The organism is Sphingobium quisquiliarum P25, from assembly GCF_000445065.1.
Taxonomy (GTDB): domain Bacteria; phylum Pseudomonadota; class Alphaproteobacteria; order Sphingomonadales; family Sphingomonadaceae; genus Sphingobium; species Sphingobium quisquiliarum.
Map to the genome: position 1 here is coordinate 1 of NZ_ATHO01000112.1, position 2,559 is coordinate 2,559.

1 protein-coding gene and 2 pseudogenes are annotated in these 2,559 nt (G+C 64.8%); all 3 read right to left on the bottom strand.

Going from position 1 to position 2,559, the window contains the following annotated elements; translation table 11 throughout:
* Window positions 1-54: 54 nt before the first annotated feature.
* Window positions 55-819, bottom strand: a complete 765-nt coding sequence (locus L288_RS34735; protein WP_001389365.1) for an IS6-like element IS6100 family transposase — start codon at window positions 817-819, stop codon at window positions 55-57.
* A gap of 56 nt (window positions 820-875) precedes the next feature.
* Window positions 876-1,076: pseudogene (locus L288_RS34740) on the bottom strand (DUF6118 family protein); the annotation flags it as partial.
* 157 nt (window positions 1,077-1,233) lie between these two features.
* Window positions 1,234-2,559 (bottom strand): annotated as a pseudogene (locus L288_RS34745) (Ti-type conjugative transfer relaxase TraA); the annotation flags it as partial.

The window sequence follows — 2,559 nt, forward strand, 5'->3', positions numbered from 1 at the left end:
GGCTCTGTTGCAAAGATTGGCGGCAGTCAGAGGTAGGCTGTCGCTCTGCGCCGATCAGGCGGCTGCTGCGAAATGGTGGTTGAGCATGCCCATGGCCTCCGTCAGCGCCGAGGGCCCAATGCCAAAAGCTCTCTCCACAAGGCGCACCTCGCCCCTGATGCCGGGCTGCAGGCACCAGGGGCGAGCCTGTCCTTTGCGCAGGGCTCGCATGACTTCGAATCCCTTGATCGTGGCATAGGCCGTGGGGATCGATTTGAAACCGCGCACCGGCTTGATCAGTATCTTGAGCTTTCCGTGATCGGCCTCGATCACGTTATTGAGATACTTCACCTGCCGGTGGGCCGTCTCCCGGTCCAGCTTTCCTTCGCGCTTCAATTCGGTGATCGCTGCACCATAGCTCGGCGCTTTGTCGGTATTGAGCGTGGCAGGCTTTTCCCAGTGCTTCAGGCCTCGCAGGGCCTTGCCCAGGAACCGCTTCGCTGCCTTGGCGCTGCGGGTCGGCGACAGGTAGAAATCGATCGTGTCGCCCCGCTTGTCGACTGCCCGGTACAGGTAGGTCCACTTGCCCCGCACCTTGACGTAGGTTTCATCCAGGCGCCAGCTCGGATCAAAGCCACGCCGCCAGAACCAGCGCAGCCGCTTCTCCATCTCCGGGGCGTAGCACTGGACCCAGCGATAGATCGTCGTATGGTCGACCGAAATGCCGCGTTCCGCCAGCATTTCCTCAAGGTCGCGATAGCTGATCGGATAGCGACAATACCAGCGCACCGCCCACAGGATCACATCACCCTGGAAATGGCGCCACTTGAAATCCGTCATCGTTCCGTCCGTCCAATCTCCGCCAAGCATGCTCAAGCTTCACGATTTTTGCAACAGAGCCCCAGCACTTGCTCGGTGCGCCCCAGCGTCGGCTCGTAATCGGGAATCTCGATATTCTCGCGCGCGGCGGTCAGCCCCTCGATCGCGGCGCGCAGCAACGCCACCTCGCCATGCACCGACGCCAACCGATCCTCGACCCGCGCGAACGCCAGCGCCGGATCGTCAGCGTCGCCAAAACTATCATCCTCTTCCCGCATCGCCGCCTCCGTCCGTCTATATTTGACAATTTTTCACAACATCCAACGAAATCAAATGATAAGGCGGCGCGCGACCCGAAAGTCTCAATAGCGACTCTCTTGAGACTTACTGGCCTGCCAGTCGTGGGACTGGCAGGCCATTTTTCCGGTCGGCCAATTACCGGCTAAGGCCACGATCGCGGCCAATCCCAAGTTCGTGCGTCAACTGGTGGCTAAGGTCGCGCCCGCGCCCCATGCCCATCTCAAGCCCCAGCTCGCGCTCACGGCCGCGCAGGATCGATTCCACCTGGGGATCGCGCTCAAGGCTTTTCGCCATGCCCGCCATTTCCTTGCCCGCCTTCTCGCGGCCCGTCATGTCGCCGGCGCGATAAAGCCGGTCACGGTCCTGGGAGAGCTGTTGCCAGCGTTCCACGAACCGATCGGCGCGCAAGTTCGGATCGGCCCGCACCTTGGCCTCCTGCGCCATCGCATCCATCATCGGGCCGCTGCGCCCCGCCGCCGCCTCATGGAGCAAGCCGGGTTCGCGCTGGAACGCCGATGCCATATCGCGCGAAGCCCCCGCCCTGATCTGGTCCAGCGCCTCGGTCGCGCGCTCGAGCGCGACCTTCTGATGCTCCAATACCGGCCCGCCCGATGCGCGGGCCTGCAACACCGCCTCGGCCGAACGCGAGGCCCGCTCGACCGCGCGCCGGAAATCATGGGTAAGGCCCTGCTCGGCACGCGCCGGGGCTTCCTTCGCCGGCGTCGGCGTGCGCGACGACAGTTTCAGCCCATCGAACATGCCCCGCTTGGGAGCCGCTTTTTCCTTCGCGCCCTGCGCTGGCTCGGCCGCCTTCGCCGGCTCGGCCGACAGCTTCAAGCCGTCGAACATGCCGCGCCGCGGCTGTCGCTCGGCCGCGGCCTTCGCATCCCCTGCGCCGCGGCCCTCGCCGATCTCGCGTGGGCGTGGATCTCCGCCCATCTGGCGCATGGTGCCAGCACGCGGGCCAAGAAGCTCCACACCCTTGCGCTCGGGCGCATCCGGCAATCGGATCTCGCCCGACAGACCGCGCCGATCGGCGAACGATTGCGCCTCGGCGTCGCGGTCCCGATACATGGGATAATCCGACGCCATATCCTTCGCCCGCTCGCGCGACAGCGTGCGGACAAGCCGCCGATCGTCGGCGAAGTCGTCGCGGCCATAGTGGAGCTGCACGCCCTCACGGTGCCGCGACAGCGCCACATAGGCCGCATGGCGGTCCATCCCCGGCGTCGCCAGCACATGCCCCTGATCGACCGTCACGCCCTGCGATTTGTGGATGGTCGCGGCATAGCCATGATCGACATGGGCATAGTCCTTGAGGTCGAACGCCACCTGTCGGCCATCATCGAGCCGCACCGCCATGCTGTCGGGCGACACGCGCTCGACCTTCCCCAGCGTGCCGTTCTTCACGCCTAGCCCGCGCTCGTTTTTCAGGAACATGATGCGGTCGCCGGTCGCGAA